The organism is Eubacterium maltosivorans, from assembly GCF_002441855.2.
Taxonomy (GTDB): Bacteria; Bacillota; Clostridia; order Eubacteriales; family Eubacteriaceae; genus Eubacterium; species Eubacterium maltosivorans.
This window is the reverse complement of sequence record NZ_CP029487.1, coordinates 3,545,731-3,560,029: the sequence shown is the minus strand read 5'-3', so window position 1 is coordinate 3,560,029 and position 14,299 is coordinate 3,545,731. Positions and strand designations below refer to the sequence as shown.

Genomic DNA, 14,299 nt, shown 5'->3' with positions numbered 1-14,299 from the left:
ATTTTACTTGAAAAAGAATCTATCTTGGCAGAATTGATAAAATTTACAGGAAAGGGGTGAGACCACCAAAAATGCAAACTGAACCAAAGAATTAAAACCGGTTCCATCGTACAGAGGTACAAGGGTATGGAGCCGGTTTTAATTTTTTGATACAGAAAGGGAGTCTTTTCATGAAAAACCACCTCTTTTACCTGATCCCCAAAAGCGACGTTGTCTATTTATATAACCACCAGTCCTTTAAGGAGGCCTATTCCCTGTTCCGCAAACACAGCTATACGGCCATGCCAGTCATCAACAAGCGCGGCCAGTACGTGGGCACCATCTCAGAAGGAGATCTGCTGCGGACGCTGGCTCTGAGTCTGGAGCATCCGGAGATCGATCTGGACCAGTTCACCGTCAGAGACATTGATTTTAAGACAAAGGCTGAGGCCTGCCGGGTCGACGAATCCTTCGAGACCGTACTGGAGCTGGCTACCCACCAGAACTTTGTGCCCCTGGTAGACGACCAGAATGTGTTTATCGGCATCCTGCGCAGGCAGGAGCTTATTAAAGAGCTGTTAAACTACCTGAAAGAAATTGACGCGCCTGAGGAAATCATGTAAAAAACCCCCTCCTGTCCCAAAACGCGACAGGAGGGGGTTTATTTTTATTCCATGGTAATGATCAGCTCGCCGGACTGGACACTCTGTCCCTCGGAGACATAAATCTCTTTGATTTTCCCCGCGGCATGCGCTACAATTTCAGTTTCCATTTTCATAGCTTCAACGATGATGAGCGGCTGGTTTTCAGCCACCTCGTCCCCTTCATTGACCAGAACTTTCAGGACTGTTCCCGGAATGCCGGAGCCGATTTCCTTCGGATTATTTTTATCTGCTTTGAGCATGGTGCTCTTTTCCTTGGAGAACAGGCTTCGTTTGTCCTCGATGTAGATTTCACGGCGGAAACCGTCGACTTCAAACAGTACCGGACGGTAGCCTTCCTCGTTAGGCTGCGCCATTTTAACCATACGGATGATAAAGCGTTTCCCTTTATCCACCTCTACCTCTGCGGTCTCGCCTTCCTTGAGCCCGTAGAAAAAGGCGTGGGTGTCCATGCGCATAAAATCACCGTAATCCTGATAAAACTTCACATAGTTTTTAAAGACCTTCGGGTACAGGGCCGCGCTGGTCACCTCGCGTTCTGCCAGCTCAATGCCAAACTCCTCGCGGTATTCTTCCTTAATGGCCTCAAAATCTTCGTCCTTCAGCAGGGTTCCCGGGCGCACGGTGATAGGCTCAATGCCCTTTAACACGATTTCCTGAAGCTTGGGATCAAAGCCGCCTTCAGGCTGGCCGATCATGCCTTTAAAATAGTCAACCACCGAGTTCGGATAAGCCAGATCTCTGCCCTTTTCGTAGATATTATCCATATCCAGACCGTTCTGAACCATGAAAATCGCCATATCGCCCACCACCTTTGAGGATGGGGTGACCTTGACAATGTCGCCCAGAAGCAGGTTGGCTTCCATGTATTTTTGTTTGACTTCCTTGAACTTATGACCCAGTCCAAAGCTTTCGACCTGGCTTTTTAAATTCGAGTATTGGCCGCCTGGAATTTCCAGGTTGTAAATTTCAGTACTCCCGGATTTAAGGCCAGATTCAAATTTCGAGTAAACCTGACGGGTGGTTTCCCAATAATCAGAGATAAGCTGAAGGTCATCCTCATTCATGCCGGTATCTCTGGGCGTGTTGGCGAGAGCTGCTACCACCGAGTTGAGCGAAGGCTGGCTGGTCAGACCGCTCATGCTGCTGAAAGCAGCGTCCGCAATGTCCACACCGGCCATGGTTGCCATGAGAATGGCGGCCACGCCGTTGCCTGCGGTATCATGGGTGTGCAGGCGCACAGGGATTTTAACCTCTTCCTTAAGGGTTTTTATGAGCTTAAAGGCAGCTGCCGGTTTCAGCAGCGCTGACATATCCTTGATGGCCAGAATATGAGCGCCGGTGGCCTCAATCTCATGAGCCATGCGCACATAGTAATCCAAATCGTATTTGGTCTTTTTAGGGTCAAGGATATCGCCGGTGTAGCACATGGCAACCTCGCAGACCTTGCCAGTTTTCAACACCTCGTCGATGGAAACTTTCATGCCTTCCATCCAGTTGAGGGAGTCAAAAATACGGAAAACATCAATTCCGCCAGCGGCAGATTCCTGAATGAATTTGCGCAATACATTGTCCGGATAATTTTTATAGCCAACAGCGTTGGCTCCTCGCAGAAGCATCTGAAACAGAATGTTTGGGATGCGTTTGCGCAGCTCGTCCAGTCTGCGCCACGGCGATTCCTTTAAGAAGTTATAGGCCACGTCAAAGGTCGCACCGCCCCACATTTCAAGTGCAAAGATATCCCTGCCCAGGTAGGCGGTTTCCTTTGCGATCTTAATCATATCACGGCTTCTCACACGGGTGGCAAACAGGGATTGATGCGCGTCGCGCAGGGTGGTGTCCCCAAGCAGCAGCTTATTCTGATCCTGGATCCACCGGACCAGACCATCGGGCCCCTGCTCATCAAGAATCTGCTTAGTGCCGCGAAGTTCGACATCTCTAGGGATCTCGGGAATTTCCGGCTCGTCAAAATCCGGTTTATTACCAAAGGTTTCGTTGACGGCCATTTCGCCAAAATAGCGGATAACGTTATAGGCCTGACTTTTTTCTGCCTGGATATTGAAAAGCTCGGGGTGATCATCGATAAACTTGGTATCACAATTCCCGCTCTTAAACATATCGTGTTCCAGCACGTTGATCAGGAAATCCTTGTTGGTCTGAACCCCCTCAATCTGCATTTCCTTCAGTGCGCGCAGAGCCTTTCGGCGGGTATCCTCAAAGGTCCTTGAGAAGGAGGTGGATTTCATCAGAAGGCTGTCATAGTAGGGCGTAATCTCACCGCCGGTAAAACCATTGCCGGTATCGAGCCGGATGCCCGCGCCGCTGGCGGTACGATAAACGTCCAGACGGCCGGTGTCAGGCATAAAGTGGTTCTTGGGATCCTCAGTAGTGACACGGCACTGGATGGCGTAGCCACGGCTCCTGATGCTGTCCTGACCCTTGATATTGATCTCATCCGAATCCAGCGGATACCCCTCGGCGATCATAATCTGAGACTGAACCAGATCAATGCCGGTAACCAGCTCAGTAACCGTATGCTCAACCTGAATCCGCGGGTTCATTTCAATAAAGTAGTGGTCGCCTTTTTTATCGACCAAGAATTCAATGGTCCCGGCATTGCGGTAATTGACGGCCTTTGCCAGCTTTAAGGCGTCGGCGCAGATGGCCTGACGCTGTTCCTCAGTAATGCTTAAGGACGGTGTGAATTCGATAATTTTCTGGTGCCGTCGCTGGATCGAGCAGTCACGTTCAAAGAGATGGACCACATTGCCATAGGCGTCCCCGAGAATCTGAACTTCAATGTGTTTAGGCTCTTCCAGATATTTTTCCACAAAGATGGTGCCGTCGCCAAAAGCCTTGGTGGCTTCGCTCATGGCCGAGTGGTACTCCTTGAGCAGGTCTCTTTCGTCGCGGACGATACGCATCCCACGCCCGCCGCCGCCGGCTGCCGCCTTGAGCATAATGGGGTAGCCCGCTACCTTTGCGAATTCAGCGGCTTCTTTATCGGAGGTAATGGGCTTTTCAACCCCAGGAATGGTGGGCACATTGACCGATTTTGCCACAATTTTGGACTGGATTTTATCCCCCATCTGTTCCATCATAGTGTGTGTTGGTCCGATAAAGGCAATGCCCTCCTCCTCGCAGCGTCTGGCAAACTCAGGATTTTCGGAAAGAAAACCATAGCCGGGGTGAATGGCGTCCACTTCTTTCTTTTTGGCCAGAGAGATAATCTTGTCCATATTCAGGTAGGCTTCGACCGGGCCGGTGGTTCCGGTGATCAGATAGGCTTCGTCCGCCTTTGAGCGGAATAAGGACATTTTATCCTCCTGAGCATAGATGGCGACTGTCTGAATCCCGAGTTCCTGACAGGCACGAATAATACGAATGGCGATTTCGCCACGGTTGGCAATCAATACCTTGTTAAATTTTTTCATGTTCAACTCTCACTTCACTATAAAATTTACATTCAACAATAAACACGATAAAATTACAGCCTGCCACATTAAAAAAACACAGCAGACCGTTGCATAAATATTTATTGTTACTATTATATATAATACTTTAGCCAATGAAAAGAAAAATTTTTGTTATTTAAGATAAAAACAAGTGTTTTTATTTGAAAAACACAAATTTCAGTCTTTTTTCGCATCCTGTCCATCAATATATGCCTGCTGGACCCTTTTACTCTGGTCCATAACAGCGTGAATAAACTCAGCATAATATTTTTTGTAATCCGCGTTTTCTAATTTTTCTGTGTGCTTTTTTACGACCTCTGCCTCCCGTTTGGGATCGAATATTTCTCCATGATTTGTGAATTTATATTCAGCCACCTGGTACACGAGGTCCAGTCGTTCCTCGAAAAGGGCCCGCATTTCCGCATCGACCGCATCGATACGCGCCCGGATTTCTTCAATTGATTTTGCCATACTTACTCCTTTATAAAAGAAAATCCAGCATGCATAATGCCGTTACCGCCTCGACCACCGGGCAGGCCCGCAGCACAATGCAAGGATCGTGCCGGCCCTGAATTTCGATTTCAGCGTCCTCACTGGTCGCCATGTTAACAGTCTTCTGGGGCTGCGCGATGGAAGCCGTAGGCTTAAAGGCTGCCCGGTACACGATGGGCATGCCGTTTGTAATTCCGCCGTTGATGCCGCCGTTATTGTTGGTTGTGGTCTTAACCCGGCTGCCGTCGATATAAAAGGGATCGTTGGCCACAGAGCCGCGGAGGCCGGTGATGTCAAAGCCCAATCCAAATTCAACACCCTTAACCGCCGGCACTGAAAACAGCAGCGCGGACAGCCGGCTTTCGACTGAATCGAACAGCGGGTCCCCCACGCCGGCTGGCATTCCCGTCACATAGCCCTCGATCACACCGCCCACAGAATCCTGATCCTTAATGGCGTCGAGGATTTCATCCTTCATCGCCTCCTCCAGCATCTTTGTATACAGCGGGAACATCGGATTTTCATAGCGAAGCGCTGCATATTCTCCAGGCTTTAAATCTTTTTTATCCCAGACACTGCCGATGGATAAAATCCGGCTGCCGATTTTAACCTCGGGAGCGACCTGAGCCAGCGCAGCCTTAGCGACAGCGCCTGCAAAAACAAGGGGTGCTGTAAGACGTCCTGAAAAATGGCCACCTCCCCGGTAATCCTGAAAACCACTGTAGCGCACCCAGCCGCTGTAATCGGCGTGCCCCGGGCGCATAAGATCCTTGGTGCGGGCGTAGTCCTTAGAACGGGTATTACCATTGCGGATGATCCCGGTAAGCGGCGTGCCTGTAGTTTTTCCTTCAAAAAAGCCACTGACAATTTCCACCTCATCTGCCTCCTTACGCGGTGTTGCCAGTCGGCTGCTGGATGCCGCGCGGCGTTTCATCTCAAAGGCGACCGCCTCCTGATCAACACTCACGCCAGAGGGAAGCCCATCAATGGTCGCGCCAATGGCAGCTCCATGGGATTCTCCAAACACCGAAACCTTTATCTTATTTCCCCAGATCGAACTCATGGATGTCGCCTCCCATTTTTTTAAAATCTTCCCAAAAATCCGGATAGGATTTCCGCACACTTTCGGCACCTGTGATCGTGAGTTTATCCTCACAGGCAAAGCTGGCAATAGCTGCGGCCATGGCGATACGGTGGTCATTATGGCTGTCAACCACGCCGCCTTTCAGGCGCTTAACCCCTTCAATGGTCATCCCCTCAGGATGCTCGGTTACCTTTGCCCCCAGCATGGTCAGCACTTCATTCATGGCAGCCAGCCGGTCAGACTCCTTAAAGCGCAGCCGGGCGGCTCCCACAATCTCTGTCACCCCCTCGCTCAGAGCCGCCAGCACCGTGAGCACCGGCACCAGATCCGGGCACTGAGACACATCCACCACCGTGCCATGTGTCGTTCCAGGCTCTGCCACATAGCCCGATTTTGTCTGGGATACACAGCCGCCCATGGACTGAATGACCTCAACAATGACTTTATCCCCCTGGGATGAGTCGGGCTGCAAATCCTCACAATCCGTTTTTTCGCCCAGGATACCGCCCACCAGCCAGAAAGCGCCCTGGGAAAAATCGCCCTCTACCCGGTAATCCCGAGCCTTATACCGCTGGTTTCCGGCAATGCGGAACAAACGGTAATCCTCATTGATCACAGCAATGCCAAATTTTTCCATCACATCCAGTGTAATGTCTACATAAGGCTTAGATTCCAGCGGCGTAGTGATCTCGATGACTGAATCCCCGTCAAGCAGCGGCAGCGCAAACAGCAGCCCTGTAATAAACTGAGAAGAAATGCTGCCATTTAGGCGGTAAGTCCCGGGTTTTAAAGCCCCTGTAAAACATAGAGGCAGCTCCTGGCCTTCGGTTTCCTTTTGATAAGCGATGCCCTGCTCCTCAAAAATATCATAGTAGGGCTGCATGGGCCGCGCTGTCAGCCTTCCGCGGCCAATGACCCGCGAATTCCTGGCTTTTAACGCAAGCAGTGGAATGATAAAGCGCAGGGTGGAGCCGGACTCAATACAGTCAATGGTCTTGCCCTCTGTATCTGGACGACTCACACCAGTGATCGTCAGGGTAAAACGCTTTCCCTCATTTTCTTTATATTTGATCTCTGCTCCCAGGGTTTCCATAGCTTTACAGGTCGCGGTGATATCGTCGGACAAAAGGATATTGGTAATCACGCTGGTTCCCTGTGACAGGGCCGCGCACATCACCGCCCGGTGGCTGACGCTCTTGGACGGAGGAATACAGATAACGCCGCCGAGCTTTTTAGGTGTAATTTCGACTTTTTTCATGCTGTCCCTTTCTACTGAAATAACTGAATGGCCTGATCCTTATGGATTTTTACGATCTCTGCCTTGCCAATTTTAGTGATGATGCACATATTTAAAACGTCATTCTCAAACTTTTTATCCGAATACAGAATCTCCTTCACACGGTTCATATCCATCTCGGGCATTTCATAGGGAAGGCCGTAGGTTTCCAGAATCAGCTGAAGGTTGCCCAGGGTTTCCGGCGCAGTGATCCCCTCGCGCACGCTCATCTTGGTGATCTGGTACATACCGATGGCTACTGCTTCACCGTGGGAGTACTCCTTAAATTCAAAGTAGGATTCAATGACGTGGCCGATGGTATGACCAAAGTTGAGCACGCGGCGGAGGCCTTTTTCCTTTTCATCGCTTTCCACCACATTGCGCTTGATCTGCACACATTTGGCAATGATTTCCTCCATATCCTCCAGCAGGTCCTCCTGATACTCAAAGCCCATGAGCCGCACAAACAGCTTGGCCGAGCTGATGCACCCGTACTTGATCACCTCACCCATGCCGTCGGTCAGGTAGTGGTCGTCCAAAGTGTCCAGAAATTCGGGATCGATGATCACGGCCTTTGGCTGGTGGAAAGCGCCCACCAGGTTTTTGCCAAAGCCGAGGTCCACGCCCACCTTGCCGCCCACGCTGCTGTCCACCTGAGCCAAAAGGGATGTCGGAATCTGCACAAAATCGATACCGCGCATATAGGTAGCGGCACAGAAACCAGCCAGATCTCCCACAACGCCGCCGCCCAAAGCCACAATGGCATCGGAACGGGTGATGCCGATATCCATCAGTTTATAATAGATTTCCTCGACCTGAGCCAGATTTTTGGATTCCTCTCCGGCAGGTATCACGATGGTATAGACCTCTGCGCCAAGGCTTCTAAGCTGCTTTCTCACATTGCTCAGGTACAGCTTGGCCACGTTCTTGTCGCTGATAATGACAATGCTGCGGTAGCTGCCAAAGACCTCATCCATTTCGTACAGATGCTCTTTTAACCCATTGCCAATCATAATCTTGTACTGGTGTTTGTTTTCCGTTGTACAGGTTAGTTCCTTCATGATTTCGCTCCTTTATCTATAATACAATATGCAGTTTCGATATTTTGATTAATTATTATATCATACTTTTACTAAAGTGAGAAAACAACCTTTAGGTAAAGCATTTCAAACTTCATTTTATAATATGAAACTTTCACTACAATTATCAAGAAAGCTTCAAATTAAGAAAACTTTGTTGCATTTTACGGTATAATCCTGTATGATAAACATATAAGCAACCAGGTTGATTATAGTGTTATTTACCTTTCACCGCGGGTATACAATAAATGAATAACAGAAAACAGACATTTTTTTAATGAAAGGAGTCTTTATTTATGTATGAAGAACAAGAACCCAAGGGACCGATTGAAACACTTGAAGAGGACCTGGAAAAGACCATAAAACACTGGTGGATGTTCCTGATTCTGGGCATCCTGGCCATCGCCATCGGCATCTGGCTGTTCTTTACACCCATGCAGGGCTATGCTGCCTTGACCATTATCTTTGCCCTGACCTTTCTGGTTTCAGGGATTGCTTCTATTTTTGTTACCATTTTCAACCGGAAAGCCATCCCCGCCTGGGGGTGGAATCTTATATCCGGCATTCTCATGCTGGTGCTCGGGATCATTCTGGTGGCAAATCTGAACCTGTCCGCAGACGTACTGGCCTTTTATGTTGCCTTTGCCGTCATGTTTGGCGGGTTTAATACCATCGGCTATGCCTTCACCACGAAATCATTGGGCGATACCGGCTGGGGCTGGAACCTGGCACTGGGGATTCTGGTTGTCATTTTGTCAATCGTTCTTCTCCTCCACCCAGTTTTCACCGCGCTGACCATCACCATCTGGACAGGCATTGCTTTTTTAAGTCTTGGTATTTCCTTCTGCGTGCTGGCATACCGGTTGTCTAAAACCAACAGCATGCTGAAAAAATAAATCCGGCCAGCGGCCGAACTGTGATAAAACCCCGGAACCCGGCCACACCGGCTTGGTTCCGGTCTTTATCATAGTTTGATGAAGTGAGGTATTATGATGAAAAAGGAAAAAAAGAGTAAGAAACCGGCTGAAAAGAAGAATTCAAAGAAAAAGAGCGGCAAGAAAAAAGAAATTCTGAAAACGGCGGAAGTCAAACCGTCAAAAACCAAAGCGCCGGCGGCCAGAATCGACCTCCAGGCGGCCCTGTCCGAAATCGCGGCCCAATATCAGATGATCGAGAGTCTCCCACGGTTTTATGGCGGCGATATTCCCCTCTACCTTTCCGAAACCAGCGCCCTGCGCGTCATCGGCACTACCCCCGGCCTCAACCTGACCGCCATTGCGACAGCCCTGAACGTCTCCAAGAGCGCCGTTTCCAAAAGCACGAGCAAGCTTCTCGAAAAAGGACTTGTCACCAAGGAACGCTCCCTGCGCGAAGTCATCTTTAACCTGACAGATGACGGGCAGGCTCTTTACAGCCGGATGAAGGCCGACGAAGACCACCTGTTTGAGGGCGTGGATAGCCTCATCGGCCACCTAAACAGTGCTGATAAAAAGGTCATCTCCAACTTTTTAACCGGACTGACCGGAGAGCTCAAAAAAATCATCAATAAACTCAAAGAACCGCTGGAGGATATTGATGAAAAATAACACTTCCGAAATGCCGCTCTGCCGGCATTTTTTTATTTTTTAACTTCTGTCACAATTTTGCCATAAATCTCCTCTATAATAAAGCCAAGATCAAGAAATAAGGAGTGTTTAAAATGAAAATGAACAAAAAAGTCATGACTGGACTCATTGTCGGAGCAGCACTGCTCACCGGTACCACGGCCCTGGCTGCTGGAAACGGCGGACGGTTTATGCAGGAATATAATGCCCAGAATACCGCAGTGGTCTGTGACGCAGACGGCGATGGTATCTGCGATGTTACCGGCAGTCCCGTTCATACTGGAGACTGTAACGGTGACGGAAACTGTGTTTCCACCGCCGCTCAGAATAGCGAAGCCCCGGCAGAAAACCCGGGAAATATCCGGGTCTCCAGCCAGAATAAAGGCGGAAATGGCTGCGGCTACGGCGATACCAACGGTGACGGCATCTGTGATGTTACCGGCAATCCAGTTGGCCAGGGCTGCCAGAATGGCAGCCCCAAGGCCTACGGAGATATCGATGGCGACGGTATCTGCGACCGCTCCGGCAACTCGGTAGGTGAGGGGCGACACCATGGCGGGGGCCGTCAAGGCAACGGTCAGCACTGCCAGTAAACCCGCACCGCAAAAGCCCTGCTCCTGTCCCGTTTTGGGACAGGAGCAGGGCTTTCTCATTGTTTTCCAGTTTCCAGCGTTTTGTCATAGGGAAGGGTATCTCTGGAATAAATATGCTTCTCGTAAACCTTGGTACCTGGCTTTTCCAGCTCCCGCATCAGAAACTGATAGTAAGCGCCGGGGGTAACAATCCCCGGTATGGCCGGCTTGTCAAAATTCGTATTTTCAAACAGAGAGTCCGCCACCTTCACGCAGTTGGTATCCACCGCAAAATAGGTTTTCAGGGTACCCTTTTTAAATTTATAAAAGGAAGCGCCGTTCCCCTTATATATCTGGTCGGCAACATCATCGTACACTTTTTCCGGAAGCAGCCCCTGCTCCATGAGCTGAGTATCGCAGTACCACTCAGTCATATTCTCACGCATGGTTTCAAAATTCCGTTTAATCTGCAAAAGCTCCTCTTTCTCAAAGGCCACTTTAAAGGCGATGAGCACCTTATCGTCATGATAGGTGGACTGCTGGAGATAGCGCTCCCGGTTGCAGCGAAACAGCACCCCATCGCTGATCACTCCAAACAGCCGGTAGCTGTGGCCGTCAAAGTTACCATAGGATACAGCCTCATCACCTAAAATGAGGTCTACATGGCCAAAGGATTCCATAAATTTCTTGGAAAGGTGCACCAGGATCTCGACGTTAAAGGGCGCCAGCCCCGCTGCTTTTCCTGGGATAGACACATTCTGCTCGTGGAGATAAATGTTAGCGTCCTCGGACGCCACCTTTGCATCATATTCCTTGAGCAGCCTCCTGGGCAAAAGTCCGCCGAGCACCGGTGGAATGGCAAAGCGCAGCTTTCTCTGCATCTTTTTAGCCGTAGCCGACATTTTTTGCTGAGTCGATTCCTCGTTAAAAGTATCAAAAATCATGGTAAAGCCGTACCACAGCACATAGATCCCCGCCACCAGCCCAAATCCAATGGCATTTAGGCGGTTGTTGACCAACATAAGTGCCCCCGCCACCAGTGTGACCACTCCGTTCACAAAATAGGCGCCGTAGTTTGGCGCGCCGTCCTTAAAGTAAGTGACCGCGGACATAAAACGGATGATAGAGTTTAAGATAATCCATCCGGCAAAAATATCCGGTATCCAGCGTATCACCTTAAAACGCAGCACAAAAAAGGCAACGGCAAAGCCAAGGTTGACCACGGCCTCCAGCACCTCGCCCTGGCCCTTAATTTTCTTTTTGTAGATCACTGCCACCAGGTTCATAAACGCAATGATCAGCAGAACCACAGCGATAAGCAACACCAGATCGGTGAGCGAGGTCTTTGGCCGCAGAATTAAAAACATTCCGGCCGAGATAACGAGGAGCCCGGCCAACAGGCCGACGAGCTTTTGTGCAACAGTTTTTTCCATTCTTCTTCCCCTTTTTAGTCTTGTCTCCATTTTATCCTGTTTCTGCCGCCCACGCAACTAAAAAATCCCTTCCCGTCGCGCCGTGCGACAGGAAGGGATAAATTCTCGATTTTAGTAGGTTTCAACAAACAGCTGGAAGTAAGAGCGGTCATGTTTACAAGCCGGGCATACCTGAGGCGCGTCGTTGCCTTCATAGATATAGCCACAGTTGCCGCATTTCCATTTTACATCGCCAAAACGTTTGAATACTTTGCCCTGTTCGATGTTGGCCGCTAATTTTTTATAGCGGTTTTCATGAGCTTTTTCAGCCACGCAGATCTGAGTAAAGGATTCTGCGATATCGTCAAAGCCTTCTTTTTTAGCGGTTGCCGCAAAAGCCGGGTATAAATCTGCCCATTCTTCCTTTTCGCCGGCAGCAGCGTTTAACAGGTTGCTTTTTGTATCGCCCAGTGCTACTGGATAGTCAGCATTGACATTCAGCATCATGGCTTCGCCGCCTTCTAATTCAGCAGCCATATATTTGTAGAAAACTTCAGCATGTTCTTTTTCGTTCGCCGCAGTTTCCAGGAAAATTTCCTGAATCTGTACATACCCTTCTTTTTTAGCCTTTGAGGCAAAAAATGTGTAGCGGTTACGTGCCTGGCTTTCACCTGCAAATGCCTTCATTAAGTTAGACAGGGTTTCCGTACCTTTTAATCTTCCCATTGGTAAATTCCTCCTTGATTAATGAAATATTGTTCGTTTCTTTATTATAACGCGATCTAAAAAAAATTTCAAATTATTTCACCTGCCAGTTTAGAATTATTTTATTTTTTAAGCTGCATTTAAAGGCTTGTTCGTTTTTAATGACTTCTGTGGTAAAAAAGACCGCCGAAGCGGTCTTATATGCCTATTTGATATTTTTGATAAACTCTACCAGGGATTCGGCAGCAACGAAGGGGCCGTCCTGCTCAAAGCCCGGAATGCCCAGCTGGGTGCGGATCACACCGATTTTGACGCCCTTTTCCTTCATGCGCTTAAAGTAGTTTTCCGCAATTTTTTCATGCTCCTTCTTCAGCTGCACTGCGCCAAATGGGTTAGCAAAATAGGTCGTGGTGATGCCCACCTCTCCGGTTGTACCCTTGGCCATACGTTTACCCTCGGAGAAGACCGCCAAGGCGGTGTCGAGATCCTCGAACATTTCGATGGGCTGGTGTTCCTCGTCAATTTTTTCATAATTATTGATATAAAAAATATAGTCCACCGGCGTGGAGGCGGAGATTTCCTCATAGGTCATCTGCGGCACAATCACGCGGGCATTGACAATGTTAGGGTTCATGAAAATGGAGCGGTCCATCGTGCTGTAGGCATAACCTGGCTGGAGGTCATCCAGCCTCACAAAGGCGCCGATTTCGGTACCCACAGCCATGAGCTCGTCCTCCTTGTTAAAGTGGAGAGAGCCCATATCGTCGATGAGGATATCCACATCGCAGCCCAGCTCCTTGGGCAGCTTGTGAATGGCTTCCAGGGTTTCAGATTTTCCAGCCCCGCTGTCTCCTACCAGCATGATGTTGACAGGCTTTTCAGCCGCCAGACGTATTTTTGCAAAAGCGCCGTGGATGGGCAGCCAGAAGTTTTTGATCTGAATGATATTGTGCAGGGTCAGGATCATTTTCTTCATATAGCCAAAGTAATCGATGGTCGCATCGTTGGGCAGCATGCCATAATAGACGCCGTCTTCCTTCACCACAAAGCCCAGCATTTCATCCTCGTCAAAGAGGCTCTTGTCCAGACCGAAGAACACCACGCCGTCAGGCTTTTTGTGGAGGAACTCTTCCGGGGTAGCCAGCTCAAAGAGGTTAAACAGGCCTGCGCCCAGCTCCAGAAAATCCTTGTGGCAGTACACAATAATCAGCAGACGGCCGGCTTTTACCGGAATGGCGTACCAGGACTCCGCGTCCATATAAAACCGCTCGAGGATTTTTTTATCCTTTTTAATGGGGAACACACCGTTTCGCTTGCTGGACTGGGTATAGAAAATGACCGGAGGCTCAAAAATGGCCTCCCAGACATAGGGCACGCGGTACAGCGAGTCGTTTTTGCTCTTGACATCGTTTGGGAAATCAAAATGGTCGACCAGAAAAGAGACCTGGGCGCCGGAGGGCAGCTGTCTGTAAATACTGAGGCTCTTACCGGTGACGTTGTATAAAATATTCCGGTACAAATCCAGCACCAGCTTTTTGAGGGAGTCATTGTTAGATGCCAGCGAGTGTGCTTTGGAACGCTTTGCGCCATCGTCCGGATTATAGGTTTCGTTTTTGACCATAAAACGCTGAATATTACGCCAGTAATTGTAAAAACCTTCAAGGAAATCCAGCATGATAGCTGTATACTCATCCACGCCGTACTGGATATCAAAATAACCGCTGCGCATGACCTCCTTTAAGGGTTTCATATTGAGCAGGGTCACAAAATCCCGGAATTTCTCCAGATCAAAAGATTTGTTTTCGTCCCGGAAGGGAATGACTGCCTTCAGCTTTCTGGAATGGCGGATTTCCAGCTCGTTCACAAAGGTGGTGATCATTTTTCCAAAGGTTTTGGACTGCAGCACCCGGCTCACGTTCGTAAACTTCAGATCGCCGTTGATCACAATGCTGCGATGTACATTTAAACTTTCCATAATA

Annotated in this window: 12 protein-coding genes; 4 read left to right on the top strand and 8 right to left on the bottom strand. The window is 49.2% G+C overall.

Annotated elements, in window-relative coordinates:
• Nucleotides 1-170: 170 nt before the first annotated feature.
• Entirely contained in the window at nucleotides 171-602 is a 432-nt protein-coding gene (locus CPZ25_RS16450; RefSeq protein ID WP_058695800.1) for a CBS domain-containing protein, read from the top strand.
• A gap of 44 nt (nucleotides 603-646) precedes the next feature.
• On the opposite strand, the gene CPZ25_RS16445 is transcribed toward CPZ25_RS16450, so the two are convergent.
• The 5 genes from CPZ25_RS16445 to aroB all read right to left on the bottom strand — a co-directional run bounded on the left by CPZ25_RS16445 (nucleotide 647) and on the right by aroB (nucleotide 8,009).
• Nucleotides 647-4,075 carry a pyruvate carboxylase gene (locus tag CPZ25_RS16445; protein WP_096920159.1) on the bottom strand — a complete coding sequence of 1,143 codons (3,429 nt, stop codon included), beginning with the start codon at nucleotides 4,073-4,075 and terminating at the stop codon, nucleotides 647-649.
• Between the two features lie 198 nt (nucleotides 4,076-4,273).
• Complete coding sequence (locus CPZ25_RS16440) at nucleotides 4,274-4,567, bottom strand: chorismate mutase (RefSeq protein ID WP_096920160.1); 294 nt, start codon at nucleotides 4,565-4,567, stop codon at nucleotides 4,274-4,276.
• A gap of 10 nt (nucleotides 4,568-4,577) precedes the next feature.
• Nucleotides 4,578-5,651: a chorismate synthase gene (aroC, locus tag CPZ25_RS16435; protein WP_096920161.1), complete on the bottom strand. Its 1,074-nt coding sequence runs from the start codon at nucleotides 5,649-5,651 to the stop codon at nucleotides 4,578-4,580.
• Nucleotides 5,629-6,930: a 3-phosphoshikimate 1-carboxyvinyltransferase gene (gene aroA, locus CPZ25_RS16430; protein ID WP_096920162.1), complete on the bottom strand. Its 1,302-nt coding sequence runs from the start codon at nucleotides 6,928-6,930 to the stop codon at nucleotides 5,629-5,631. The genes aroC and aroA overlap by 23 nt, the downstream gene beginning before the upstream one ends.
• 11 nt (nucleotides 6,931-6,941) lie before the next feature.
• Nucleotides 6,942-8,009 carry a 3-dehydroquinate synthase gene (gene aroB / locus CPZ25_RS16425; protein ID WP_058695805.1) on the bottom strand — a complete coding sequence of 356 codons (1,068 nt, stop codon included), beginning with the start codon at nucleotides 8,007-8,009 and terminating at the stop codon, nucleotides 6,942-6,944.
• Nucleotides 8,010-8,323: 314 nt separating this feature from the next.
• Between aroB and CPZ25_RS16420 the strand changes: the two genes are divergently transcribed.
• From CPZ25_RS16420 to CPZ25_RS16410, 3 genes are all read left to right on the top strand, one after another.
• A complete protein-coding gene (locus CPZ25_RS16420; protein ID WP_058695806.1) occupies nucleotides 8,324-8,923 on the top strand; it encodes an HdeD family acid-resistance protein in 600 nt (199 codons plus the stop codon).
• A 93-nt stretch (nucleotides 8,924-9,016) separates the two neighbouring features.
• Nucleotides 9,017-9,613 (top strand): MarR family transcriptional regulator, encoded by a 597-nt coding sequence (locus CPZ25_RS16415; protein WP_096920163.1) that lies wholly within the window; start codon nucleotides 9,017-9,019, stop codon nucleotides 9,611-9,613.
• 113 nt (nucleotides 9,614-9,726) lie between these two features.
• A complete protein-coding gene (locus tag CPZ25_RS16410) occupies nucleotides 9,727-10,224 on the top strand; it encodes a hypothetical protein (RefSeq protein ID WP_096920164.1) in 498 nt (165 codons plus the stop codon).
• A gap of 56 nt (nucleotides 10,225-10,280) precedes the next feature.
• Here the strand turns inward: CPZ25_RS16410 and CPZ25_RS16405 are convergent, their stop codons facing one another.
• The 3 genes from CPZ25_RS16405 to CPZ25_RS16395 form a co-directional block, all read right to left on the bottom strand.
• Entirely contained in the window at nucleotides 10,281-11,636 is a 1,356-nt protein-coding gene (locus tag CPZ25_RS16405; RefSeq protein WP_096920165.1) for an HdeD family acid-resistance protein, read from the bottom strand.
• Between the two features lie 111 nt (nucleotides 11,637-11,747).
• Nucleotides 11,748-12,341 carry a rubrerythrin gene (gene rbr, locus CPZ25_RS16400; RefSeq protein WP_058695810.1) on the bottom strand — a complete coding sequence of 198 codons (594 nt, stop codon included), beginning with the start codon at nucleotides 12,339-12,341 and terminating at the stop codon, nucleotides 11,748-11,750.
• A gap of 184 nt (nucleotides 12,342-12,525) precedes the next feature.
• Nucleotides 12,526-14,295 (bottom strand): hypothetical protein, encoded by a 1,770-nt coding sequence (locus CPZ25_RS16395; RefSeq protein WP_074617827.1) that lies wholly within the window; start codon nucleotides 14,293-14,295, stop codon nucleotides 12,526-12,528.
• Between the last annotated feature and the right edge of the window lie 4 nt (nucleotides 14,296-14,299).

Bases quoted from the DNA above. Each gene is read 5' to 3' on its own strand.
- CPZ25_RS16405 (WP_096920165.1), bottom strand. From the start codon at position 11,636: ATGGAAAAAACTGTTGCACAAAAGCTCGTCGGCCTGTTGGCCGGGCTC.
- CPZ25_RS16450 (WP_058695800.1), top strand. From the start codon at position 171: ATGAAAAACCACCTCTTTTACCTGATCCCCAAAAGCGACGTTGTCTAT.
- CPZ25_RS16410 (WP_096920164.1), top strand. From the start codon at position 9,727: ATGAAAATGAACAAAAAAGTCATGACTGGACTCATTGTCGGAGCAGCA.
- CPZ25_RS16415 (WP_096920163.1), top strand. From the start codon at position 9,017: ATGATGAAAAAGGAAAAAAAGAGTAAGAAACCGGCTGAAAAGAAGAAT.
- aroA (WP_096920162.1), bottom strand. From the start codon at position 6,930: ATGAAAAAAGTCGAAATTACACCTAAAAAGCTCGGCGGCGTTATCTGT.
- aroC (WP_096920161.1), bottom strand. From the start codon at position 5,651: ATGAGTTCGATCTGGGGAAATAAGATAAAGGTTTCGGTGTTTGGAGAA.
- aroB (WP_058695805.1), bottom strand. From the start codon at position 8,009: ATGAAGGAACTAACCTGTACAACGGAAAACAAACACCAGTACAAGATT.
- CPZ25_RS16395 (WP_074617827.1), bottom strand. From the start codon at position 14,295: ATGGAAAGTTTAAATGTACATCGCAGCATTGTGATCAACGGCGATCTG.
- CPZ25_RS16420 (WP_058695806.1), top strand. From the start codon at position 8,324: ATGTATGAAGAACAAGAACCCAAGGGACCGATTGAAACACTTGAAGAG.
- CPZ25_RS16445 (WP_096920159.1), bottom strand. From the start codon at position 4,075: ATGAAAAAATTTAACAAGGTATTGATTGCCAACCGTGGCGAAATCGCC.
- rbr (WP_058695810.1), bottom strand. From the start codon at position 12,341: ATGGGAAGATTAAAAGGTACGGAAACCCTGTCTAACTTAATGAAGGCA.
- CPZ25_RS16440 (WP_096920160.1), bottom strand. From the start codon at position 4,567: ATGGCAAAATCAATTGAAGAAATCCGGGCGCGTATCGATGCGGTCGAT.